This is a genomic window from Mariniflexile sp., from assembly GCF_052728615.1.
Genome location: NZ_JBFVFE010000027.1, coordinates 24,331 through 49,804, shown reverse-complemented (window position 1 = coordinate 49,804; position 25,474 = coordinate 24,331). Strand labels below are relative to the sequence as shown.

The following is a 25,474-nucleotide window of genomic DNA, read 5'->3' as shown; positions in this document are numbered from 1 at the left end:
TGATAGTGTTACGATAATAAGTGATAATATTTTTTTTATTTTTTATTAAGATTTTATGGTTTTTCTAAATTTACTTGGATGCCAAATCCTAAAAGCAGATCTTGGCTACCTACATACTCATTTTTTGATTTTGAATTTAAATAATTGAGGGATACCTCTAACGCCACACTACTGTTTAAAAATATAGCGACACCTCCTTTTAATGAAAATTCTGTAGAATTGTTCTCATTTAAGATGGCATACCGATAGGCACTTTCTAAAAAGACATTAACAGGTTTATCGACTTCTAAAAAATAATACCTTGCAAAAGGTGCTATCAAAAGACGTTCAAACTCTGAAGTTCCTCTTTCAAATTTAGATTCTGAAAATGTATAATTGACTTTTGCGCCAGCAGCAATTTTATTAAAAAAGAAGTATCCAATATTTGGTGAACCCGTAACTGTGAAAGTTTTACCAGCAATATCAGATTTACCCTGTGAGTAAGTAAAAGAGACATCCCCCCCAACCATCCAATTACCTTTGGTTAATTGGGCGTTAACAGTCAATATGGTTGCAAATACAATTAAGAAAAATAATGTTAATGTTTTCATTGTTTGTTAGTATTAATAGGTTAAAAATTTGCAATATCAATTCTTACCCGATAGGCAAACGGGGTTACCTATTAAGTTTACGGCTTACTGCATACAAATAACCTAAGCGTTTTTTTGTCTATGCAGTCTATAAATTTTAGTCTATGAAAGCAGTCTATTTTTTTTTTTGGTCCAAGCAGTCTAAAACCCAAACCTATTTTATTTAAGGGAGAATAAAATAATCAGCGCTGGTTTGTTGCAACATGTTGCCCAAAAACATCTTTTTGTATAGACTAAACAAAACTTTGCTCTTGAACAGTATTAATATAAAAAACAAAGGAATAAAACACAACTTTTTCTTTCAAAAAAAATAAGAATTTTTATTTTACGGGTAACCCGTAATGGTGTTGAAGAAAAGTACTTCTTAGTGGTATTTGCAAAGAAAAAATTATATGGAAGATGGTACGCAAGCCAAAGGCCATGTGTGCGAAAACTGTAAATCTGAAAATCTGATATACCAAAAAGGCTGCTTAACGTGTAAAGATTGTGGGTCTTCTAAGTGTGGATAATGGTATTTTTTTAATTAGATAATAAATCAATTAAGCACAAATCATTAAAAATAAGCCTCACAATAAGTCTTCCCCCTTTTATCTTTTACAATTTCGAGGCAAATAATTTCACATCGGTTTCGCTCACTTCAGTGCCTCCAAGAATAATCAACCGTTCCACCACATTGCGGAGCTCACGAATATTTCCCGTCCAATCATAATCTTGAAGGAGCTTTATGGCACTATCTGAAAATACTTTTTTGGTATTACCCTGCTCCCCTGCTATTTTTTCAGCAAAATAATTTACCAATAATGGAATATCATCGCGCCTATCATTTAAAGAAGGTACTTGTATTAAAATAACGGCCAACCGGTGGTACAAATCTTCACGAAACCGTCCTTCGGCTATTTCCTTTTTTAAATCCTTGTTGGTCGCCGCCACCACCCGAACATCCACTTTAATATCCTTATCGCTGCCAACCCGCTGAATACGGCTTTCTTGCAACGCCCGAAGGACTTTGGCTTGCGCCGGCAGACTCATATCGCCTATTTCATCTAAAAAAATAGTGCCGCTATTTGCCGCTTCAAATTTACCGGCTCTATCTTTTACGGCACTTGTAAACGCACCTTTTACATGGCCAAAAAGTTCACTTTCTATCAACTCACTTGGTATGGCAGCACAATTAACCTCAATCATGGGGCCATTGGCACGCTCGCTTTTTTGGTGCAGCCAGTGTGCCACCAACTCCTTACCGGTGCCGTTTGGACCCGTAATAAGTACGCGCGCATCGGTTTGTGCCACTTTTTCAATAATGTCTTTTATATGTGAAATGGCATCACTTTCACCTATCATTTCAAAATTCTTGCCGACTTTCTTTTTGAGCAGTTTGTTTTCAACCACCAATTCCTTTCTATCCAAAGCATTCCGAACGGTATTTAAAAGGCGGTTTAAATCGGGGGGCTTTGATATATAATCAAAAGCGCCCAAACGCATGGTATTTACCGCGGTATCCAAATCGCCATGGCCAGAAATCATCACAATGGGTATTTCAGGTTTTATCTTTTTGGTAGCCTCCAACACTTCAACACCATCCATTTTCGGCATTTTTATATCGCAAAGAATCAAATCATAATCCTCATTTTTTATTCTTTCTAAGCCTGCCAATCCCTCTTCTGCTTCTTCTACTTGATAGGTGTCATTTTCTTCTGAAAGAATCTTCACAAGCACTCTTCTGATGGCGGCTTCGTCTTCAATTATTAAAATTTTTGGCATATTTTTTTTAAGATTTTAGAATATAGATTTAAGACAAAAGACATCTACATTCGTTAATTTTTTGATTTTCAAATTATATTAATCTTTGCTCAAATTCGTATTGAAATCGGATTGATTTAACCGTAGGCTTACACTTTGATCGGGCTTTTGAATGATATGGATATCGCGTTGCGGAAATGGGATGCTAATATGGTTTTCCCTGAACAGTTTATCTATTTCAAACCGAACCTCACTGCGTATGGCATTGGCATTAAAACTATCGCTGATGGTGAAAACAACCCTAAAATCCAACGAACTATCTCCAAAATTTGTAAACCGCACAGCAATGTCATTTTTGTCCAATACATTTGGATTTGCTTCTGCTGCTTTTACCAATACCTTCTTAACCAATTGCACATCGCTTCCATAAGCAACCCCAACATCTACATACTCCCTGGTGTCAGATCCATTTTGTGTCCAGTTATATAGACTGTTCTCCAAATACAAATGATTGGGGATTACCAATACTTTATTATCGATGGTAACAGCCCGGGTAGTTCTTAACTTAATTTCTTCAACCCTGCCAACTTTTCCATCTATTTCAATAATATCGCCCACATGCACGGTTTGGTCTATCAAAATAAAAATCCCGGAAATAATATCTTGGAAAAGCGTTTGCAATGCTAAACCAATACCAATCATTAATGCCGCCGAAGCTGCAAAAACCGCTGTAACATTTACTCCTACGGCGTTTAAGGTCATAAGCAAAATAAGCAAATATACCAGCCACCGGAAATAGCCATACACCACATTAAACTTACCTTTATCCTCTTCTGGAAGTTTTCTTGTGAGGATCTTTAAAACAAATCTTAGGATGACTGTTGTTACAAAAATAACGGTGATGATAATCAATATATCTTTTACTGAAATACCAATCTTGTCACTAAAATCGTATTGTTGGTTAAGAAGCTCTTTAATATCTTTCCATATAGAACTTTTTTCAACGGTTCTTTCCACTTTTTCTAGTTCTTGGTCCATTTTAATATTTAATCCATTTTATTATCTCCTTATAACTTGGCTTTTTGCCATACATTAAAATACCAACGCGGTAAATTTTTGCTGCAAACCACACCGTAAACATAAAGGTGCCAACCAATATCAACAACGATAGCAATTGTTGCCACAGAGGCACCCCAAACGGAATACGCATAAGCATGATCACGGGCGAAGTTAAAGGTATAAACGAAAATAACGTAGAAACCGTTCCGTGTGGGTCTTCAATAACTGTAAAGATACCAATATAAACCGCTAAAATTAAAGGCATTATTATGGGCAACATAAACTGTTGGGTGTCGGTTTCATTATCTACTGCGGCGCCAATAGCGGCGTAAAACGAACTGTACAATAAATAACCTCCTATAAAAAAGAATATAAATGCAATGACCAAATTAAGCAACGGAAGATTATAAAAAGCCATAAAAGCTTCTTGCAGGTGCATGTTTGATTCTGGGTTTGCCATGGCTTGTTGCATGAGTTGTTGATTTGGTGTTGGTAAGTTGACACCAAATATAACGGACACCAAAGTCAATAAAACTCCTCCAATAACGATCCAAATAACAAATTGGGTAATGCCGGCCAACGAGGTGCCAATAATTTTACCCAGCATGAGCTGTACGGGTTTTACCGACGAAATAATAACTTCTATGATTCTGCTGGTTTTTTCTTCTATAACACTGCGCATAATCATGTTACCATAAATAATGATGAACATAAACAGCAAATAACCCGCAGCGCCACCAAAAATAAGTTTGACCACACTATCTATTTTGGAGCTCTTCTCGCCCGCAAAACTTTCTTGTGCTATATCCACTCTTATTTTTGACGCATTGATCATGGCCACATCCACACCATTTTCCAGAAGTTTAGTGTTTGTGAGTTTATTTTCCAGTTTACTTTCCAAATCTGAAATTAAACCAATGGAAGGCGACTCTTCTGAATAAAATTTAATATGGTTGGAAATATCATTCACGTTTTCAACCCTGCCAATATGCAACAAACCTACCGAACCCATCTCCTTTGTTACTGTTTTGGCATCATTTAACGACATATTTTCCAAAACAGTATAGGTTATGTTATCGGTATTTTCAAAAACACCTTTTGCAAAGCCTGATTCGTCCAAAACGGTAATAACCCGAACTTTATCATTGTTCAATTGCGATAAATAGGCAACAAATGAAATTAATGCAATCATGATGAACGGACTTAAAACGGTCATCACAATAAATGATTTGTTCTTAACTTTTGCTAAGTATTCACGTTTTATTATAAGTGGTAAATGGTTCATTGGGTTTATTGGATATTGTTTATTGCTATTGGGTTATTAGTTTATTAGGTTATTAGGTTATTAGGTTATTAGGTAAAATATTAAATTTTTTGCAAGTTTGGACTAAATAACCAAACAATTTTATAATAGTTGTTGTCCGATAAAAATTTTTAGTGACAATCATTATTTCCACTTCTAGGACGCTTTGCTCTATTATTAGACTTTCAGTCTAGTTTCAGAATCTTAACAAAATTTTATTAAATATCTAAACCGTTTATCAATTAGTTACGACCAAGTCTTTATTCTTTTCCCGATAGCTATCGGGACTAACAGCGAAGCGGTCTTGATTCTTTGTGGGACAAGAATGATTTATAGCCAATAACTTTTAACAATTATCAATTGCTCTTTACGGTTTGAATAAAAATATCGTTTACACTGGGTATTAATTCCACAAAATGGGACACCTCGCCTTTTGATGTTAAATAGCCCAATAAATCATTCGGTTTATCGCCAGCATTTAGTTTAATGGAGAGTTTTAAATCGTCTTCCAAGGTTTTAAAATGAGCGACGGACACCTCAAATTTTTGCGACAACTCCTTCTGTAAAGCTTCTTTATCGGGGGAATGGATCCCAACCTCAAACGTGTTTATTTTGTACTGGCGCTTAATGTCAACCAATTTTCCGTCAAGGATTTTATTCGATTTATGGATCAAGGCAATATCATCGCACAATTCTTCCACCGAATCCATCCGGTGTGTTGAAAAAATAACGGTAGCACCATTATCGCGCAAACGCAAAATTTCATCTTTAATCAAGTTGGCATTTATGGGGTCGAAACCAGAAAAGGGCTCATCGAAAATCAATAATTTTGGTTGATGCAATACGGTAACCACAAACTGTATTTTTTGAGCCATCCCTTTTGATAGCTCTTGGATTTTTTTGTTCCACCAATCGCCAATTTCCAAACGCTCAAACCAATAGTTCAATCTCTCTTTAGCTTCGGCTTTAGTCAAACCTTTTAACTGCGCCAAATATAAGGCCTGCTCCCCCACTTTCATGGTTTTGTACAAACCGCGCTCCTCGGGCAAATAGCCTATGTCTTTAATATGTTTTGAATTCAGCAATTCGCCATCCAAATGCACCGTACCGGAATCTGGCATGGTAATTTGGTTGATGATGCGTATTAAGGTTGTTTTGCCTGCTCCGTTAGGCCCCAACAATCCGAAAATACTGCCTTTGTTAACAGAAATAGACACTTTGTTAAGAGCTTTAAAATCTCCGAAACTTTTAGAAACTTCATTAACTTCCAATAAGTTACTCATGTATGTTTTTAATTGACTTGTAGATGGTAAATATATTAAATGTTACGTGAGAAGTTAGGGGATTTATATATAATTTAAGATTTTGTTGTCGCGCAAAGCCGCAAAGGCGCAAAGGTAAAAAAAAATGGACGGGTGACGGGAGACCGATGACGGAAAACGGGTGATGGAGGAAGGATTTGGACTGGGTAAAAATTGTGGTTGTGGACTATTTCACAGAAGTTTATAGAGGAAGTACAGAGCGCACAAAGGTTTAAAAAAGGCACGCAAAGGCGCAAAGGTAAAATTAATCAATAGTTAAGAGATATTCTTGATTTTAATTTTTTTTGAAGGATTAATAACTTATGAAACGTGAGTTCGACATAACAATTTAGATTGAAACCGAGTGAATTCCCTACTTGAGGAGGATTAGGGAAGTGTTTTTCAAAACGATTACACCCCTATAATCCCCTCTAGGGGATAACCAATCCCTAATATAATCCATAAACATCTTGTTTTCATTACAATAATTCTAATCTTATATCGAACTCACGTTATAAACAAAAAAACATTCGTGCTCCCGATAGTTATCGGAAGAGCCTCCGCACAATAGCGCATGTAGTTGATATTCGGTTGTTTTATGTCAAATTCAGGTTGTTCAGTGAAAGAAAACTGAAAAACAACTTTGGCACCTGGAAAGGAACTTATTTTTACATTAAAACCATGATCATGTTGCTTTTTCCATCATCTATGTCCCTAAAGGGACAAAATATGGGTAGCCCAACAATATCCAGTTTTAAAGTCGTGCCTTTAGGTACGACAGATGTGATCTATGTCCCTTTAGGGACAAAATATGGGTAGCGGCGATTATATCCAGGAGTGGATTCGTGCCTTTAGGTACGACATAGCAGCATTTAAAGAAGGATATTTGCAATCTGATTTCATGTATGGCATTGTTTTAAAATCCGCTTTCCCATCCCGTACCTAAAGGCACAGAAAACCAGCGTATTGATATGCCACTGCACAAGAAGTCCCTAACCGGGGCAAACGCTTTTATGGACTTATTGATCTTTGTGGTTCCGATAAATCGGGACTTGTAATACTTTGGGTGCCTTCCTAAAGGCCTGTCGGCAGGTGTGTTACAGCTATTGCACAGGATACACAAAGCAAAACCATTACATATAAGGAGCTTATCATGAGCCATATAAGAACATTTTTTAAAGGCGTTTGCCCTGATTATATGACAAAAAGTAGTTAATTTTAATAGTTTATATCATTGAACCCTCCGCCTATCGGCATACCGAAAAATCGGCACAGGCTCTCCCATCAAAAAAAGGGGAGGAATTAATTTTTAATGATTTGAACTTTTTGTTTTAATTTTTGTAATGTGCTTATTCAACTCCACTATAAAAGTAAAAACATTCTCGACCCGAGCGAAAGCGAACAGGCGAAGCAATTTGTGGCTAAATTTTAAAATGAACTCATTTAAAGTTTTTGGATTGAGGCGAAAATTAATCATTTTGTGACCAGTTGAAGGCTTTTTTTGGTTGCATAGCATCGCTACGTAACTAAAAAAAGGTAAAAAATGGGTGCAAAAAGATAATTTTTTAGCCAATTGAAAAACTTTAAATGAGTTCAATATCAACAAAAGATATATAAAAACAAAACCCACCCTTAAAAAAGATTAAGGATGGGAAAAAAATTGCTATGAAAAAGAAAAATTACCACTAAAGTAAATTAGTGATGAACCAAATATAGTTTTTTTTTCTTAAAAACCATTAACTTTTTTAAGGAAGTTTGAAAAAAAACGCCTTAAAAATGTTGATTTCATTTTTTTGGGTTTTTCTAAGAAAACATATCTTTTACCTTTTCAAAAAAAGATTTATCGGTGCTGTCTGGTTTCGGTGCAAAATGCTCATCGTTCTGCATCGATTCAAAAAACTCACGTTGTTGCTTGTTCAAGGTTTTTGGCGTCCATACGTTAACATGTACCAATAGATCGCCTCTGCCATAACCGTTTATACTCGGGATTCCTTTTCCGCGCAAGCGTAAAATTTTACCCGACTGCACCCCCGCATCTACTTTTATACGCACTTTACCTGTTACGGTATCAATTTCTTGCGACGTTCCTAAAACAGCATCCGGATAACTCACATACAGATCGTAATGTAAATTATCGCCTTCACGCTGTAATTTTTCGTGTTGTTCCTCTTCAATAACCACAATAATGTCACCCGAAATACCATTTCCTGGTGCTTCATTACCTTTACCGGATACTTTAAGTTGCATGCCATCAACAACGCCGGCCGGTATTTTGATAGACACCGTTTCTTCCTGAACTTTCAGTCCTTGCGCATCGGCATCCGCAGGTTTTTTATCAATGGTCTGTCCGGCGCCACCGCACACGTTACAAGGTGCCGATGTTTGCATTCTGCCCAAAATAGTGTTTGTAATACGGGTAACCTGCCCGCTACCATGACAGGTAGAACAGGTTTTATACGTAGTACCCGGTGCTTGGACTTTACGTTTAACCTTTATTTTTTTCTCAACGCCATTGGCAATTTCCTCTAAAGTCAGTTTTACGCGAATGCGCAAATTGCTTCCCTTAACACGACGCTGGCCACCGCCGCCGCCAAAACCAGAAAAGCCGCCACCAAAGCCGCCGCCACCAAAAATATCACCAAACTGGCTGAATATGTCGTCCATATTCATGCCTCCACCGTTAAAACCGCCATTACCTTCAAAAGCTTGGTGACCATATTGGTCGTAACGCGCTTTTTTATTACCGTCACTTAAAACCTCATAGGCTTCGGCTGCTTCCTTAAATTTAGCCTCGGCGTCTTTGTTATTTGGGTTTTTATCCGGATGGTGTTCAATCGCCTTTTTACGATATGCCTTTTTTATTTCTGCAGCTGTAGCACCTTTGCTTATGCCCAATGTGTCGTAATAGTCTCTTTTTGCCATGTTCTATCTTAAATCCTTTTCTGTGGAAAGTACGCTTATAAATTTATATTTAGTGTCCGATAACAACTTTTGGAAAACGAATGATCTTCTCTCCAAGTTTATAACCTTTCTCGACAATATCTATAATTTTTCCTTTTAAATCGTTGGTTGGCGCAGGTATTTGCGTAATGGCTTCGTGGTTATCGGCATTAAAGGGGTCGCCTTTTTCAACCGCCACAACTTTAAGTCCTTTTTGCTCTAAAGTGCCTACCAATTTATTGTAAATCAACAACACGCCTTTGCGCAACGCTTCTGCTTCTTTATCGTCGCCAATATGGCTTAATGCACGTTCAAAATCGTCCAATACTGGTAACAAGGTTTTCATAACGTCTTCGCTCGCTGTTGAAAACAACTCCATACGCTCTTTCGAGGTACGTCTTTTATAATTTTCAAACTCAGCAAAAAGGCGTAAAAACTTATCTTTTTCTTGCTTTAATTCACTTTGAAGTTTCTCCTCAACCGTTTGTTCTTCAACAACTTGCTCCTCCACTTCAGCGGTTTCTATGTGTGCAGACTCTAGTTCTTCTTGTTCTAAGTCTTTTTTATCTTTTTTACTCATGGGAAATTCAATTTTTTGCAATACTAAAATTAGTTGGCAAAAGTACTGCCATTCTTTTTAAAATGTCATAATGTCATTAAAATATTTTTTGGGGTTTTTTGGAATTTGAATTGGATTGTTATTTGGGAATATTTTTATTTTCTAATGAACTTGATAATGTGAGAAAAAAATTATAGCTTCGTTTAACATCATAGTTGTACAACATTATGACAAAAACAAATCATATGAACGTAACAAAAGTATTAATACTAATTTTTACAATTTCAATTATATCATGTTCATCTAATAAAACTGAGGATGAGAAAAATTTAAAGATTTTTGATGGTGATGTTTTTTTACGGACTCAACAAGAGGTAAATGAATTTGGAAATAGCAACTATTCTGAAATAACAGGTCATTTAATAATTGAAGATTATTATAACCCTAGTAATGAATCAGTAATCAAAACTTTGGAACCTTTAATTGACTTAAAAATAATTAGAGGAGGTTTATGGGTTTGGAATAATTATTCTTTAAAAAATCTAACTGGTCTTAATAATCTAGATTTATTAGAAAACAAATTAGTTATTGAAAACAATAAAGAACTTATTGAAATCAATGCTATTAATAAGTTAGCCTCACTTAATTCTCAGGTAGAAATAATTAGCAATGAAAAATTATCATCAATCAATGGATTAATTGGTTTAGAAAGAATTGATGGAAATCTAATGATTCTTGACAATAAAACCCTTCCAAATCTAGAAGGTTTAAATAACCTACGCGAAATATCAGGCAGATTGGACATTATTGACAATGATTTACTTTTGGAAATAAATTCTCTGAAAAATCTCACTTCACTAGGTTCTGATTTATATTTGGGACATAACGATAATTTAAGTCAAATAGATGGCTTAGCGGGTATAAACTTTGTTAATTCAGAATTATTCATTATCGGACACCCGAATTTGAATAATTTACAAGGTTTAAAGAACCTTAAACATGTTAGTAGTAATTTGAGTATTAGCTTTAATGACAAAATCAATCATCTTAATGATTTAGACAAACTAGAATTTGTTGGTGGCGGAATTAGTGTAATTTACAATATAGAGTTATCAGATTTATGTGGCATTAAAACATTAATTCAAAGTAACGGATTAATTGGAAATTACGAGGTTTTGAACAATAAATTTAACCCAACAATTGTTGAAGTTAAAAACAATAATTGTAGTCTTTAATAAATTATTAAGAAAATAAATAACGTTGTACCACACCGTAAAAATAATTGCGGTTTAGCAATAAAACAAAGATAGTTGCGTGTTTGCTACATCTGATTTTCCTTCGAAAAATCCTCGCATACAAAATCGCAACGTTCCTCCTTACACATAAACGTCAAATGAACCCACCCAAACCCCATCACCCCAACAAATCCTCCAAAGCAGGTTGTAAATGGTGGTATTCAAAATAAAAGCCTTTATCTTCTACTTTTTTTGAGCTTACGCGTTGGCTTTCAAACAGTAAAATATGCATGTCGCCCAAAACAAGTTTCATAAAAAACTTGGGAATGTTGGGCAAAAACAAAGGCTTCTCCAACGTGTTTGCGATGGCTTTTGTGAGTTCCTGGTTGGTTACCGGGTTTGGTGCCACAGCATTATAAACACCTTCCAATTGGTGTTTTAAAACATATAAAAACAGTTGTGCCAAATCGGAAATATGTATCCACGATTGCCATTGTTTGCCGGTGCCAAATGCAGCGCCTACACCAAATTTTATGGGTTTTGCTATTTCGGTAAGTGCACCGCCCTTGTTGGACAAAACCAAACCAATCCTGACTTTGGAAATTTTTATATTTAATTTTGAAAAGGCATCCACTTCGTGTTCCCATACTTTTACAACAGCTCCCAAAAAGGAATCCGATACGGTTTTATAAGTTTCATCATAATAATTGATCAACGAATCTGGGTACACCCCAATGGCACTCGCCGAAATAACGTGTTTAATTGTATGTGTTTCTCCTTTTAGGGTATTGACCAATAATTGGGTGGTTTCTTTTCTACTCGCCAAAATTTCCTTTTTATAAGCTGGAATCCAACGTTTTGATATGGTGGCACCTGCTAAATGGATGATGGCATCCACATCTTTAAAACAATTTTTATCTATTTCTTGTTGCTTGGGATTCCAATAAAATCCTTTTTCCTTCTCCGATGGATCTATTTTTGACTTATGGGTGGTTAAGTAATTTACATCGATATTTTTTTGGCGACAATGTTTTACAATCTCCTGCCCAATAAGTCCCGTTGCTCCTGTAATCAATACGCGCATATTCAATTTTTATTTAAAGTTACGGAAAGACATTAGCTTCTACCAAGGTTTTGTAATAGGTTTAACAGAAATAATGAAGAATTAAAAATGAAGAATCAAGAAACAATGCTCGCAAGGAGCCGAGGAGACGCAAAGTAAAACTTAATCAACTAATAAAAAATGCGTACTGAAACTGTTTGCTGCAACTGAAAACCAAAACTACCCCCTTCTAAACTCACTCAACAAAATAGCGGTTGCTGTGGCCACATTCAAACTTTCGGTAGCTTGCAAATCCCCAAACCTTGGTATGGAAATTTTTTCTGTTATGGCAGCTTCCACTTCTTTGGAAATGCCGTGTGCTTCATTTCCCATTACCAAAACACCATTCTCTGGAAGTTGCTTTTTGTACACATTGCAACCTTCCATAAACGCTCCAAAAACAGGTAGTTTATTAGCCTTTAAAAAGTCAACCAAGTCAACATAATTGATATGTACTCTGCTTATGGAACCCATGGTTGCTTGTATTACTTTGGGGTTGAAACAATCGACCGTTTCATTACTACAAACTAAATTTTTCACACCAAACCAATCGCAAAGTCTAATGATGGCCCCTAAATTCCCTGGGTCCCTAACCGCATCAAGAGCTACAATAAGTCCGTTGGTTTCTATGGGTTTTGGTTGCGGAATTTTAAAAATTGCCAACGCTTTATTAGGTGTTGTTAAAAAACTGATGCGTTTTAAATCGGCTTCAGAAATCAAAACTTCGTTCCGATAGCTCCCGATAGCCATCTGGATGGGATTGGCATCAATATGGAATGTTTCTGTTGTATATAATTGGTGAAGTACTAATTGGGATTGTAATAGTTCTTTGATTGTTTTAACACCTTCAACAACAAAAAAGCCTGATTGCTGTCGCTGTTTTTTTTGCTTTAAACCCGTTATTGATTTTATTTGATTTTTAGACAGCATGGGGCCAGATTGATATTTGATTAATATTAAAAAGTGAAAAATGTTACCGCCATAGCAAACATGTTAAAAAAATAATGCCACAAATTGCTTCGTCTGTTCGCTTTCGCTCGGGTCACGAATTTTTTTAATTTTTTGCGGCATGGCTTTAAAATAATGTCACAGATTTTAAAAAATTCCAAAAGAATTTTTACTTAAAAAAGCAATCAATATAATTCGTGTATTCGTGGCTTTTTTACCCATAATTTATTGTAATGTTTTGACCCTGAGGTAACGCTTTTAAACTTAAATTATTTAAATATTATTTTAGATATAAATAATGTATTTTTGAGTCTGTAAAGATCAACATTTTTTTATAAATCATTCCTTTAAACCTATACAAACCAAATTAATTTTTATTTCATTTGAAATGAGTTATACAAAACTCCATAACGCAGTACTGGTTTCAATATTAGGAATTACATCTGTAACTCCCGATAGCTATCGGGATAAAAAAATAAAAATCAGCAGATGAAACTACGGCTCTCAAAAATAATGATATTATTCTTAATTACTTCGCATTTAGTATCCTGCAATGCAGTAAAGCGGGTTGCAGAAAACGAGTATTTACTTACCAACAATAAAATAATTGTAAATGGCAAAAAAGACCAAAATGAAGCTCTGAATAATTTATTATACCAAAAACCAAACAATAGAATACCCTTGATTAATACCTCTTTACGTTTGCAATTTTATAATTTAGCACGTCCAAATTTGGACTCTATTTTGAATGCCAAGATTTATAGCAACCCAGAAAAGGTAGCTTGGAAAATTAAAATGCTTTCAAAAAAACAATTTGATAAAGATATTGAAAACAGAATGGCCTTTAATAGTTGGCTAAAAAGAACGGGGGAAGCTCCTGTAATTGTAGATGAGGAAAAAGCAAAAAAATCTGTAATACGGCTTAAAGATTATTACATATATAATGGTTGGTTTGATGCAAACGCCACTTATAACATTAACAAAAATGAAAATAAACGTGCCGAAGTAGAATATGTTGTAAAAACAGGAAAACCTTATATTATAGACAGTATTTCTGAGAAAATCAAATCGCCTGTCATAGAATCCATGTATGATAGAATTAAAAAGAATGCTTTAATAAAACCTAGCGAGCCATACAAATCGGCCGTTTTTGGGCAGGAACGCGAACGTATTGCCAATGTGCTGCGCAATTCAGGCATTTATCATTTTAACCAAGATTACATCACTTTTGAAGCCGACACCCTGGGCACCAATAAAAAGGTAAATGTTACGGTTCAAATTCAAGATAGGACCATAAGAACCGCAGATTCCATACGGACAGAGCCTTTTAAAATATACAAAATAAAGGATGTCAATATAATTACCGATTATTCATTTGAAAACAGAAACAGACCATTTCAAGACTCTGTAGCATACAAAGGCTTTAAGATTTTTAGCTATGATAAGATCAAGCACCGCCCAAAGGCATTGACCGATGCCATATTTATAACCCCAGGCACCATTTTTAAAGATAGCGACAGAAGCTTGACATACAGACATATAAATGAGTTGCGCACATTTAAATACCCCAACATTGATTATACTGAAAACCCTGATAACACGCTTACCGACACCATAAGGTTGACGCCTTTAAAAAAATTCAGCTTAGGTTTTAGTGCCGATACTTCCATAAGCAATATTCAAATCGTTGGCTTTTCATTGAACCCAAGTTTATTGATTCGGAATGTTTTTAGGGGCGCTGAAACATTAGAGCTATCTGCCATTGGATCCATTGGCGCCTCAAAAGACAAAAACAATCCAAACGACCCGTTTTTTGACATCAATGAAATTGGAGCCAATTTAAAACTTGTCATCCCACGGTTCTTTTTTCCGTTCAATACTGAAAAAATAATCCCAAAACACATGTTGCCAAGTACCCGGATAAGTTTAGCAACTACCAGTCAAACCAATATTGGGTTGGACAAACAAACCTTCAGTGGCATTTTCAATTACAACTGGCTACCTTCTGCCAAAGTAACAAATAGATTGGATGTTTTTAATGTTCAATATGTTAGAAATTTGAATGTTGATAATTATTTTAAAGTATATGACAATTCTTTTCGACGATTGGAGAACATAGCGCTGGGGCCTTACAACACGCCCTCAGAATTTATTGCCTTGAACGATAATGGTGATCAAATCTTGATTAAAGAAAAATCTGATAAATTCATTGGTTTGGTCTTAGCCGACACCAATTTTGAAACAAATAACATCAATGAATACAAAGAAGTTAGCAGCATAAACGAACGTAAAAACAGATTGACCGAAAACAACCTTATAATTGCATCCAGTTTTGGTTTAACCAATGATGAGCGCACCAATTTATTTGATGAAAATTTTTCGATATTCCGTTTTAAACTGGAAGTTGCAGGGAACTTGCTTTCAAGCGTTTCTAACCTGATAGGACTTAAAAAAAACGCGAACAACCGTTACGAACTTTTTAACGTAGCCTATTCCCAATATATTAAAACCGAATTGGATTATGTAAAACATTGGGATCTAGGCAAAAAAAACATACTTGCCGCCCGAAGTTATTTTGGAATTGCCATTCCCTATGGGAACTCAAGTAACATCCCTTTTTCAAAAAGTTTCTTTGCTGGAGGCGCTAACGACAATCGTGCTTGGACCGCTTATCGTTTGGGCCCGGGAAGTTCAGAATCCACCAACGAGTTCAATGAAGCCAACTTAAAATTGGCTTTAAGCGTAGAACAGCGTTTTAACATGTTCGGAAAATTAAATGGTGCTGTGTTTATCGATGCCGGAAATATTTGGAATGTTTTGGATGATGTGGAAGCGGGTAATGCCACTTTTTCAAATTTTAATTCCTTAAAGGACATTGCTGTAGGTTCTGGTTTTGGTTTGCGTTACGACTTTAGCTTTTTTGTGTTTCGTTTTGATGTGGGCTTTAAAACCTACGACCCTTCTTACCAAAACCAAAATAGATGGCTTAACGATTATAATTTTTCCAACGCCGTATATAATATTGGTATCAACTACCCATTTTAGAAGCTGAAAATTTAAGAATAAAAAAAATCTTGAAACCGACTATCCTCGAGGCAGTCCCGAACTATCGGGACATAGAGGTATTTCGCCGTCCCGATAATTATCGGGATCATATTTTGCCCCTCCCGGAATTGCGAAAAGACAATTCCGACCTCCCCAAAGCGGAGGTAAATTCGGAAACCCCGAGGTAGAACCGTCGGGGAATTATTTAGATTAAACTATAACGTTTTAGTGGTATTTTAATATTTTCAACTACTGAGATCTGCTATAAATATTTAAAATTTGATTACTTTTGAACATTAAAACTAAAATTTAAAATTTTTAAATACCATGGGACACAACATAAAACCAGGCGTTGCTACTGGAAAAGAAGTACAAGCAATTTTTAAACTAGCTAAAGAAAAAGGATTTGCTTTACCAGCGGTAAACGTCATTGGTTCTAACACCATTAACGGGGTATTGGAAACTGCTGCTGCATTAAATGCGCCGGTAATTATTCAGTTTTCCAATGGTGGCGCACAATTTAATGCTGGGAAAGGTCTAAATAACGAGGGTCAAAAAGCCTCCATTGCAGGTGCTATTGCGGGTGCTAAACACGTTCATATCATGGCAGAAGCTTATGGTGTTCCCGTGATTCTTCATACAGACCATTGCTCAAAAAAATTATTGCCTTGGATAGATGGCATGCTTGATGCCAGCGAAAAACATTTTGCCGAAACTGGAAAATCATTGTTCAGTTCGCACATGATAGATTTATCTGAAGAGCCCATTGAGGAAAACATAGAAATATGTAAAAAATATTTGGCCCGTATGAGCAAAATGGGTATGACACTTGAAATTGAATTAGGTGTAACCGGTGGTGAAGAAGATGGTGTTGATAATACGGATGTGGATGATTCCAAACTATACACACAACCCGAAGAAGTGGCGTATGCTTATGAAGAATTGAGCAAAGTAAGCGACCAATTTACCATTGCAGCGGCTTTTGGAAACGTGCACGGGGTTTACAAACCAGGAAACGTAAAATTAACGCCAAAAATCTTAAAAAATTCCCAAGAATTCATTTCCAAAAAACATGGTGTTGGCAATAACCACATCGATTTTGTATTCCATGGTGGCTCCGGTTCTACGGTTGAGGAAATTCGTGAAGGCATTAGCTATGGCGTTATAAAAATGAATATTGATACCGACATGCAATACGCATTTATGAGCGGCATCCGTGATTACATGAGCGGTAAAAAAGATTATTTACAAGCTCAGATTGGAAGTCCCGACGGTCCAGATTCACCTAATAAAAAACACTACGACCCACGTGTTTGGTTACGTGCCGGCGAAGTTACTTTTGTAGCCAGATTAAAAAAGGCCTTCGAAGATTTAAACAATGTGGATACATTATAAGAAATCAATTTATGTGAGTTAAAAATCCTGTTAATCGCAGGATTTTTTGTTTATACCATTGAAAATGAACCCCGAAAGGTTTGCCAAAAAAGAATTTCAGTAATAAAAACCTAAGGACGTTACCTCAAAATTAAAAAAAGGTTTAATTTTGTTTTAGGCTTTCAGCAATTACTTCCTATAAAAAGTAATGGTTCAAGTACTGGAAATGTCGCAAACCACAACCAGTTTAAAAGCTTTTCAATCTAAAAATCGTAAATCATAAATCGTAAATCATAAATCGTAATTAATTATGTCTTGGTTTAAAAGAAAAACAAAAGGAATTACCACCACCACCGAAGAGAAAAAAGACACTCCCAGAGGGCTTTGGTACAAATCGCCCACCGGTAAAATTGTTGATGCAGACGAACTGGAGAAGAATTTTTATGTAAGTCCGGAAGATGGTTACCATGTGCGTATTGGGAGTAAAGAATATTTCGAAATTCTTTTCGATGACAATCAATTTCAGGAATTGGATGCCAATTTAGAATCGAAAGACCCTTTAAAATTCGTCGATACCAAAAAATACCCAGAACGCTTAAAAGCGGCCCAGGAAAAAACAAAACTAAAGGATGCCATTCGCGTAGCCGTTGGCAAATCCAAAGGAAACGACTTGGTAGTTGCCTGTATGGATTTTGCGTTTATTGGTGGTTCCATGGGATGTGTTGTGGGAGAAAAAATAGCAAGGGCTGCAGATTACTCGTTAAAAAATAACGTTCCATTAATGGTCATCTCTAAATCTGGGGGCGCCAGAATGATGGAAGCCGCCTTATCTTTAATGCAATTGGCAAAAACATCGGTAAAACTGGCGCAATTATCCGATGCCGGTATTCCATACATTTCGTTATGTACCGACCCAACAACGGGTGGTACTACGGCATCATTTGCCATGTTGGGCGATATTAACATTGCTGAACCTGGCGCATTAATAGGCTTTGCAGGCCCTAGAATAGTACGCGATACCACAGGAAAAGAATTGCCCGAAGGCTTTCAAACTTCTGAGTTTTTATTGGAGCATGGCTTTTTGGATTTTATCGTTTTTAGAAAAGAATTAAAAACCAGAGTGAACCAATACTTGGATTTAATTTTGAATCAGCCTTTAAGAGCGTAATCATCATAATATATACATTCAGACCTGTCAGGTGGGGTGTCAAATTTGAAGTATCTAAAATTTAAAATTCCGTTCTCTTTTTTATCTTCAATAATGAATTTAAAAATGACTTAAAGCCTTTATTTTACTAACTTTTTAGGTTTTAAACACCGAAAAAGTTTAAAAAACAGACTGAACGATTTTTTATGAATACGCACAAATTTGACACCCCACCTGTCAGGTTTTAAAATATAAATGTCCGGAAGTTGAAAATTTTTGATAAACCGTTCCCCTCCCAAGAGGGGAATTAAAACGTGTTTAATTTTAAATTAAAGGTTTTCATCAACTATTTCATCCATTTTTTTGTCAATATTTTGTCTTCCGAACGCTTATGTTTTTAAAACCTGACAGGTCTTTTGTTTAAAAAAAGTATCTATTTTCAACCTGCTTTCAAAAAAATTGAAAACTTTGTTCCAACATCCACCTGGCTTTTCACTTCTATATGCCCGCCCAAGGATTCTATATGGTTTTTTGTGATAAAGAGCCCGACGCCCAAAGCATCTTTGTTTTTATGGAAGGTTTTGTACATTTGAAACAACTTGTCGCCAAATTTATCCAAGTCTATCCCCAAGCCATTATCTTCTATATGGAACACCACATGGCCATTTTGAATATTGCTGGATAGTTTTATAAGGACATCCCTTTTATCAGAACGGTATTTGACAGCCTTCGTAACCTGTAACGTAAAAAAAATCATGCTACCATTGAAAATATCGCTGAAAAGCCACTTCTAAAACAACACATTCATTTTTCCCAACGCTAAATCCAACGCTTAAAAAATAAAAGAGCTGTTTCTGCCATTGCGCTCAAAAACCGTTAACAAGATTGTGAACAAGCTCATTTAATAAAATTGTGAATTGCCTTCAGAATTTCGTTACTTTACGAATTACTATGCAAAAAAAATATTCCGACATAAAAGAGAAACTTCAAATTGAAGTAGAAAGAGAAAATGAGAATCAATTAGCTCATTTAACCCATTACTTCCATAACCATAAAAATGGTGTTTCCCAGCATTTTAGAGAAAATGCAAAATACTGTTTAGAAAGCTTGCACAAATAGTACAATATTGTTGAAGAACCAGATTTTCAATATTATCTACCTATCGATTGGGATATTCCATTTCCACCACAAAAAGATGTTTCATTTAAGTTCATTGACCTTTTTGCAGGGATTGGTGGATTTAGAATTCCGATGCAAGAAGTTGGTGGAAAATGTGTGTTTTCATCAGAATTTAATCATCATGCCCAAAGAGCTTACGAACTAAATTTTGGCGAAGTACCATTTGGCGATATAACGGATTTAGATTTAGAAATCGTGGCAAAACACGATGTTCTGTGTGCAGGTTTTCCTTGTCAACCTTTTAGTATTTCGGGCAAAATGAAAGGCTTTGAAGATACAAGAGGAACACTAATATATCACATTTTCAAAATAATTGAGAAACGACAACCCAAGGTTGTACTACTAGAAAATGTAAAACATTTAGTTTATCACGATAAAAATCGAACACTCGCAACGATAGTCAAACATTTAGAGGAATTAGGTTACAAAGTATCTAAAAAAGTGCTCAACGCATCCGACTTCGGAGTTCCTCAAAATCGTGAACGCATTATAATTATCGGACATCTTGAAAAAAAGTTTGATTTTAGTAAGTTAGAAACATTACCGAAACCAGTTTTAAAAGATTTTCTTGATAAGAAAAATGACTTTGAATTTTTAGATGAGCCTTACACGATATTAAAGGAAAAGAAAAGACAGGTTTCAGGTCTTATTTTCGCAGGTTATAGAAATAAAGCAATTAGAATAGCAGGCGTTAGACCAGATACCGAACATCTTTCACGAGTTCACAAACAACCCAATAGAATATATTCGACAGAAGGAGTTCATCCAGCTCTACCATCGCAAGAATCATCAGGTCGATTTTGGATTTGGCATAAAAATAAAGTTAGAAAGCTTACTATTGAAGAGTGCTACAAGATTATGGGTTTCCCAAATGAATTCAAATTCATAAACAGTAAATCCGAACTTTATAAACAAGTTGGAAATTCAGTTGCTGTTCCTATGATTAGGGAAGTCGCTAAACAAATAAAAAAACAATTATTAACTAATATTACAATACTTAATGGAGCCAAAAGAATATCTTGAAAAGCTATATGATGAATCTTTAGCTTTAGTTGGCTCGGGAAATGAAATAAAGAGTGACTTGTCTAAATCTATTAAACAGGATTTAGATATTATTTTAGAATTTTCGGAAAAAAGAAAAGGAGTTATTACTGTTCTTTTCACTTCAATGATTTACAAATCATTGTTCCCAGAACAAGACGTCAGAAAACACCAATCTCAAATGGAAGACGGTTATTCTGGTAGAACATTTGACACAAAATTTATTACGCCATTTCTGCAAAATAAAAATTTTCCTGCACCATCAGAAACTGGTTGGTTAACAAGAAGTCTCGAAACTAACAGCCCTTATTTTCTTGACTATAAACCCAATATTACACCGAAAAACATTAAAAACAGCTTTTCTAAAGATTTTAGACCAAGCAAACACGAAGGAATTAGCTGAAAACTGTTCTTACTATTTAATTCAAGGTTTAATTATACAGAGAAACAGTCAAGAGATTGATTTGGCAAAACCTGCGGATTTACCAATTTCAGTTATTATTAGATTACTTAAAGCTCATTTTAATTCATCATATACGTCAGAAGGAGCATCAAGACTTCCAGTTTTAGCATTATATGCAGTTTATCAATGTTTGATGAACGAGGCCAAAAGATTTGAAGGTAAAAAACTGCTTGACATCGAAAGTCATACTTCAGCCGATTCAAGAAGTGGTAGAATTGGCGATGTTGATATTGTCGATGAAAACGAAAAGGAGTTTGAGGCAGTTGAGGTCAAGTTCGGCATTCCAATAACAGCTCAACTCATACGTGGTTCATTTGAGAAGTTTAAGACAACACAAGTGAAACGGTATTATTTGTTATCGACAGCAAACATCGATGAAAGTGATAAAGAAAATATTGAAAACGAAATTGAACGAATTAAAAACATTCACGGCTGTAATGTAATTGCTAATGGACTTATACATTCGCTGAATTATTATTTAAGATTAGTGTCTGATACTTCCGAGTTTATTTCGAATTATGTTGATTTAGTTGAGCAAGACGGTGCGTTGAAATTTGAGCACAAACAACAATGGAACGTGATTATTTCAAGCTGATAAACCAACGCCACGGGCCATACACAATTCCGGTCGCTACAGCCAATGCCCCAACCATGTCCTTGAACGACATGTTATAAAGTTCCTCTTCAGAATACCCTAAAAAATTGGTAACACTTTTATTGACCTTTATCCATTGGCCATCCAGACTCACTATTGCTATTCCTCCTCTAGCATAATTGAAGATATTCTCAAATAGTTTGTTCTTTACAAGGCTTGGATTTTTAGGCATGGATAAGAGGGGATAAAGATAAACACTTTTAAATATAGCGATTATTTTCGAAAATATCACTTTTCTTTATACGAACTCATCTTGACTTTTTCTATTTCCTAAAAAACGGCTAAAATTCGTCCATATTTCGTTACCTTTTTTATGCGTAGCGATGCTATGCCTTTCAAAAAGTGCCTCATCTGAACAAATTTTATCTCGTTTTCGGTCAAAAACAAAAAGTCAAGATGAGTTCTACGATAAGTATTACTTTAAAAAAGAATTGGTACTAATATTAAATAAAATTAATTTATTCACTATATTTGCCGCTCGAAAGAAAGGCTTTCGTGTACATAAAAATTATTTACAACAATATTAGCATGTATTTAGATCAAAAAGAAAAAGAAACCATCTTTACAAAACACGGTAAAGATGCCAAAGACACAGGTTCTGCAGAAGGACAAATTGCTTTATTCACTTACAGGATCAACCACTTAACAGAACACTTAAAAAAGAACCGTAAAGATTATAACACGGAGCGTTCATTAGTGAAATTAGTAGGTAAAAGAAGAAGCTTACTAGATTACTTAACCAAAAAAGATGTTTTAAGATATCGTGCGATAGTAAAAGAATTAGGATTAAGAAAATAAAAAAAAGAGGCTTTTCAACCTCTTTTTTGTTTTTGCGTTAGGGATTGAAGCGGTATCCTTTTTAAAACTTTAAAACAAAATAACCGTTGTGAGACTGAAAATTTGGCAGATTGCCACGTCCTTGGTCCTCGCAATGACGTTTTAAAAAGATATAGCGGAAAGCCCGACCTCCCGATAGCTATCGGGATGGTAACGCCCAAATAAATAAAATGTTACATGGTCATTACGAGGAGAGTAACTAGCCTGCGCTGAGCGCAGTCGAAGCGTGGTAATCTTTCCAAAAGGAACAGATTGCCACATCATGCCAAAAGCATGGTTCGCAATGACGCAAAATTGAAGAAGCTCATTATTGTTTTTCATTGGTCACACAACAACTACACACAACGACCATTGTTTAATTAGAATTTAAAAAATTTATGATTCCAAAAGTTTTTAGAGAGGTCATTGACCTTGGTGATGGAAGAGAAATCTCCATTGAAACCGGAAAATTAGCAAAACAGGCACACGGGTCTGTTGTTGTACAATCAGGAAAATGTATGCTTTTGTGTACAGTTGTTTCCAACTACCAACAAAGCGATGTTGACTTTTTACCGTTAACGGTAGATTACAGAGAAAAATTTGCTGCTTCTGGACGTTATCCTGGTGGTTTCTTTAAAAGAGAAGCAAGACCGAGCGACGGCGAAGTATTGACCATGCGTCTTGTAGACCGTGTTTTACGTCCGTTATTTCCAAAAGATTATCACGCTGAAACGCAATTGATGATCCAGTTAATGTCCCATGACGACGATGTGATGCCAGACGCTATGGCTGGATTAGCGGCTTCTGCTGCGATTCAATTATCAGATTTACCATTTGAGACCCCTATTTCTGAGGCCAGAGTGGGTCGTATTAATGGCCAATTCATTATCAACCCCACACGGGCACAATTATTAGAGTCTGATATAGACATGATGATTGGAGCTTCTGCCGATTCAGTAATGATGGTGGAAGGTGAGATGGGTGAAATTTCTGAAGAAGACATGGTGGAGGCTATTAAGTTTGCCCACGATGCCATTAAAGTACAATGTGCTGCCCAAGTAAGATTGGCCGAAGCTTTTGGTAAAAAAGAAACGCGTGAATATGAGACAGAACCTGAAGATGACGCATTAGCGAAAAAAATCAATGGGTTAGTTTACGATAAAGTGTATGCCGTGGCACGAGCTGCATCGGCAAAACACGAACGCAGTGCTGCATTCGATGCTATAAAAGAAGAAGTAAAAGCCACTTTTACAGAAGAAGAGTTGGCTGATTATGGCGGTATGGTCTCTAAATATTTCTACAAAGCTGAGAAAAAAGCGGTAAGGGATTTAACCTTAAATGAAGGTTTGCGTTTAGATGGGCGTAAGACCGATGAAATTAGACCTATTTGGTCTGAAGTAGATTATTTACCATCTACACATGGTTCAGCAATCTTTACGCGTGGAGAAACCCAAGCCTTGGCAACCGTAACTTTAGGAACCTCTAGAGAAGCCAACCAAATAGATATGCCATCGTTTGAAGGTGAAGAGCGTTTCTATTTACATTATAACTTCCCTCCTTTTTCAACTGGTGAAGCACGCCCATTAAGAGGCACGTCGCGTCGGGAAGTAGGGCATGGAAATTTAGCACAACGTGCCTTAAAAGGTATGGTACCTGCTGATTGTCCTTACACAGTAAGAGTCGTGTCGGAAGTATTGGAATCTAACGGTTCCTCTTCTATGGCAACGGTTTGTGCTGGCACCATGGCTTTAATGGATGCGGGGGTTCAAATCAAGAAACCGGTTTCTGGTATTGCAATGGGATTGATCTCGGATGCTGATACAGGAAAATATGCAGTGCTGTCTGATATTTTAGGTGATGAAGATCATTTAGGGGATATGGACTTTAAAGTAACCGGTACTGCCGATGGGATTACGGCTTGCCAAATGGACATAAAAGTAAAAGGACTTTCTTATGAAATTTTAGTGAATGCGCTCAAACAAGCACAAGCAGGACGTTTACATATTTTAGGCAAACTTACCGAAACCATTGCTGCACCAAATGCAGACGTAAAAGCACATGCTCCTAAAATGGTGACCCGTGTGATACCAAACGAGTTTATTGGCGCATTGATTGGACCTGGCGGAAAAGTGATCCAGGAACTGCAAAAAGCCACTAAAACAACGATTGTTATCAACGAAGACCCCATTACCGAAGAAGGTATTGTGGAGATTTTAGGAACAGGACAAGCAGGTATTGATGCTGTTTTAGCTAAAATTGATTCATTAATGTTCAAACCAACGGTTGGTGGTACTTACGAAGTGAAAGTAATAAAAATGTTGGATTTTGGTGCTGTTGTGGAATATATGGACGCACCAGGAAACGAAACCTTATTGCACGTAAGCGAATTGGCTTGGGAACGTACTGAAAACGTAAGCGACGTAGTGAATATGGGCGATGTTTTTAAGGTAAAGTATTTTGGAGTAGATCCAAAAACACGTAAAGAAAAAGTATCCCGTAAAGCGTTGTTGGACAAACCAGAAGGTTATGTTGCTAGACCACCAAGAGACAATAACGACCGTGGTGGACGTGATAACCGAGGAAGGGACAATCGTGACAACCGTGGACGCGATAACCGCAGAGACGATAGAAGACCAAGAGAAGACAGAAAAGACGATTAGTTCTTTTTATGTGTTTATATTATTTGTTTTTTATTGGTCATCCCGTATTCTATCGGGATTTCCATTTAATCATTCCGTTGGGTATCAAAAACTCGTTATGGAAGTTTCATGAATCTATAATGTATGGAAGCCTGTTTCAACCCCGATAGCTCTATCGGGAGAAACAGGCTTTTTTATATATACTTTTACACTACTAACCGACTACATTAAAAATGGGACAAAACATCCACTCGATCCTCATAAAAATTAGGATTGCTTTTTAAAACAAGGCACCTACC

21 protein-coding genes are annotated in these 25,474 nt (G+C 36.1%); 10 read left to right on the top strand and 11 right to left on the bottom strand.

The annotated features are described in order from the left end of the window. Positions 1–53 precede the first annotated feature (53 nt). From ACU1LP_RS11450 to ACU1LP_RS11430, 5 genes are all read right to left on the bottom strand, one after another. Positions 54–590, bottom strand: coding sequence for a hypothetical protein (locus ACU1LP_RS11450; protein ID WP_445736334.1), 537 nt, complete (start codon positions 588–590; stop codon positions 54–56). Positions 591–1,223: 633 nt separating this feature from the next. Next, complete coding sequence (locus ACU1LP_RS11445) at positions 1,224–2,390, bottom strand: sigma-54-dependent transcriptional regulator (RefSeq protein WP_445736333.1); 1,167 nt, start codon at positions 2,388–2,390, stop codon at positions 1,224–1,226. 78 nt (positions 2,391–2,468) lie between these two features. Continuing rightward, on the bottom strand, positions 2,469–3,407 hold the full coding sequence (locus tag ACU1LP_RS11440) for a mechanosensitive ion channel family protein (RefSeq protein ID WP_445736332.1): 939 nt from the start codon (positions 3,405–3,407) through the stop codon (positions 2,469–2,471). Between the two features lies 1 nt (position 3,408). Beyond that, positions 3,409–4,713, bottom strand: a complete 1,305-nt coding sequence (locus ACU1LP_RS11435; protein WP_445736331.1) for an ABC transporter permease — start codon at positions 4,711–4,713, stop codon at positions 3,409–3,411. 374 nt (positions 4,714–5,087) lie between these two features. Then, positions 5,088–6,014, bottom strand: a complete 927-nt coding sequence (locus ACU1LP_RS11430; protein ID WP_445732875.1) for an ABC transporter ATP-binding protein — start codon at positions 6,012–6,014, stop codon at positions 5,088–5,090. Positions 6,015–6,843: 829 nt separating this feature from the next. Between ACU1LP_RS11430 and ACU1LP_RS11425 the strand changes: the two genes are divergently transcribed. Further along, positions 6,844–6,978, top strand: a complete 135-nt coding sequence (locus tag ACU1LP_RS11425) for a hypothetical protein (protein ID WP_445736330.1) — start codon at positions 6,844–6,846, stop codon at positions 6,976–6,978. A gap of 857 nt (positions 6,979–7,835) precedes the next feature. Here ACU1LP_RS11425 and dnaJ read toward each other — a convergent pair. Together dnaJ and ACU1LP_RS11415 are read right to left on the bottom strand one after the other, a co-directional pair. Next, positions 7,836–8,954, bottom strand: a complete 1,119-nt coding sequence (dnaJ, locus tag ACU1LP_RS11420) for a molecular chaperone DnaJ (RefSeq protein WP_445732873.1) — start codon at positions 8,952–8,954, stop codon at positions 7,836–7,838. A 49-nt stretch (positions 8,955–9,003) separates the two neighbouring features. Further along, positions 9,004–9,552 (bottom strand): nucleotide exchange factor GrpE, encoded by a 549-nt coding sequence (locus ACU1LP_RS11415; RefSeq protein ID WP_445736329.1) that lies wholly within the window; start codon positions 9,550–9,552, stop codon positions 9,004–9,006. 224 nt (positions 9,553–9,776) lie between these two features. Between ACU1LP_RS11415 and ACU1LP_RS11410 the strand changes: the two genes are divergently transcribed. Then, entirely contained in the window at positions 9,777–10,766 is a 990-nt protein-coding gene (locus ACU1LP_RS11410; protein ID WP_445736328.1) for a hypothetical protein, read from the top strand. Between the two features lie 178 nt (positions 10,767–10,944). Here the strand turns inward: ACU1LP_RS11410 and ACU1LP_RS11405 are convergent, their stop codons facing one another. Beyond that, positions 10,945–11,850, bottom strand: coding sequence for a TIGR01777 family oxidoreductase (locus tag ACU1LP_RS11405; protein ID WP_445736327.1), 906 nt, complete (start codon positions 11,848–11,850; stop codon positions 10,945–10,947). 198 nt (positions 11,851–12,048) lie between these two features. Beyond that, complete coding sequence (locus ACU1LP_RS11400) at positions 12,049–12,798, bottom strand: TrmH family RNA methyltransferase (protein ID WP_445736326.1); 750 nt, start codon at positions 12,796–12,798, stop codon at positions 12,049–12,051. A 531-nt stretch (positions 12,799–13,329) separates the two neighbouring features. Here ACU1LP_RS11400 and tamL point away from each other — a divergent pair. From tamL to accD, 3 genes are all read left to right on the top strand, one after another. After that, a complete protein-coding gene (gene tamL / locus ACU1LP_RS11395) occupies positions 13,330–15,861 on the top strand; it encodes a translocation and assembly module lipoprotein TamL (RefSeq protein ID WP_445736325.1) in 2,532 nt (843 codons plus the stop codon). Between the two features lie 327 nt (positions 15,862–16,188). Next, positions 16,189–17,256, top strand: a complete 1,068-nt coding sequence (fbaA, locus tag ACU1LP_RS11390) for a class II fructose-bisphosphate aldolase (protein ID WP_445736324.1) — start codon at positions 16,189–16,191, stop codon at positions 17,254–17,256. 289 nt (positions 17,257–17,545) lie between these two features. Continuing rightward, positions 17,546–18,403 carry an acetyl-CoA carboxylase, carboxyltransferase subunit beta gene (accD, locus tag ACU1LP_RS11385; RefSeq protein WP_445733140.1) on the top strand — a complete coding sequence of 286 codons (858 nt, stop codon included), beginning with the start codon at positions 17,546–17,548 and terminating at the stop codon, positions 18,401–18,403. 418 nt (positions 18,404–18,821) lie between these two features. Here the strand turns inward: accD and ACU1LP_RS11380 are convergent, their stop codons facing one another. Next, complete coding sequence (locus tag ACU1LP_RS11380) at positions 18,822–19,139, bottom strand: ATP-binding protein (RefSeq protein WP_445736323.1); 318 nt, start codon at positions 19,137–19,139, stop codon at positions 18,822–18,824. Between the two features lie 368 nt (positions 19,140–19,507). Here ACU1LP_RS11380 and dcm point away from each other — a divergent pair, with 368 nt between their 5' ends. From dcm to ACU1LP_RS11365, 3 genes are all read left to right on the top strand, one after another. Continuing rightward, on the top strand, positions 19,508–20,584 hold the full coding sequence (gene dcm, locus ACU1LP_RS11375; RefSeq protein ID WP_445736338.1) for a DNA (cytosine-5-)-methyltransferase: 1,077 nt from the start codon (positions 19,508–19,510) through the stop codon (positions 20,582–20,584). Then, positions 20,562–21,005: a hypothetical protein gene (locus tag ACU1LP_RS11370; RefSeq protein WP_445736322.1), complete on the top strand. Its 444-nt coding sequence runs from the start codon at positions 20,562–20,564 to the stop codon at positions 21,003–21,005. The genes dcm and ACU1LP_RS11370 overlap by 23 nt, the downstream gene beginning before the upstream one ends. 61 nt (positions 21,006–21,066) lie before the next feature. Then, positions 21,067–21,660 carry a hypothetical protein gene (locus ACU1LP_RS11365; protein ID WP_445736321.1) on the top strand — a complete coding sequence of 198 codons (594 nt, stop codon included), beginning with the start codon at positions 21,067–21,069 and terminating at the stop codon, positions 21,658–21,660. Here ACU1LP_RS11365 and ACU1LP_RS11360 read toward each other — a convergent pair. After that, on the bottom strand, positions 21,647–21,892 hold the full coding sequence (locus ACU1LP_RS11360; RefSeq protein WP_445736320.1) for a PAS domain S-box protein: 246 nt from the start codon (positions 21,890–21,892) through the stop codon (positions 21,647–21,649). The two genes, ACU1LP_RS11365 and ACU1LP_RS11360, sit on opposite strands and share 14 nt — an antisense overlap. 356 nt (positions 21,893–22,248) lie before the next feature. Here ACU1LP_RS11360 and rpsO point away from each other — a divergent pair, with 356 nt between their 5' ends. Both rpsO and ACU1LP_RS11350 read left to right on the top strand, forming a co-directional pair. After that, a complete protein-coding gene (gene rpsO, locus ACU1LP_RS11355; RefSeq protein WP_445736319.1) occupies positions 22,249–22,518 on the top strand; it encodes a 30S ribosomal protein S15 in 270 nt (89 codons plus the stop codon). 416 nt (positions 22,519–22,934) lie between these two features. After that, on the top strand, positions 22,935–25,196 hold the full coding sequence (locus ACU1LP_RS11350) for a polyribonucleotide nucleotidyltransferase (protein WP_445736318.1): 2,262 nt from the start codon (positions 22,935–22,937) through the stop codon (positions 25,194–25,196). Positions 25,197–25,474: the final 278 nt, after the last annotated feature.